The sequence below is a fragment of the Gemmiger formicilis genome (assembly GCF_016901605.1).
Taxonomy (GTDB): Bacteria; Bacillota; Clostridia; order Oscillospirales; family Ruminococcaceae; genus Gemmiger; species Gemmiger formicilis_B.
In genome coordinates this window covers 1-217 of the sequence record NZ_JACJKP010001007.1, presented here as the reverse complement: position 1 = coordinate 217, position 217 = coordinate 1, and the positions used below count along the sequence as shown (strand labels likewise).

General features: G+C 65.0%; 1 protein-coding gene. It reads left to right on the top strand.

The window, feature by feature from the left end; translation table 11 throughout:
• Positions 1 to 217, top strand: a 217-nt coding sequence (locus H6B10_RS17560; RefSeq protein WP_204652574.1) for a hypothetical protein, incomplete at both ends; no start/stop codon positions are given.

Genomic DNA, 217 nt, shown 5'->3' with positions numbered 1-217 from the left:
CGCTGCCTACGCTGGCCGCCGTATCCACCGTGGGGGTGACAGCGGCGGTGTAGCGGCTCCAGCTGAGGAAGGCAGCCACGGCCACCACCGCCAGACCGCCCGCGTGCAGCAGCGGGCAGAAGTGATGAACACTGTGCTGGATTGGGATGACCGTGTGCTGGTGCTCAGCCAGGGCGATGACGCTACCCGCTGGTACTATTATCGGTACGAACTTACC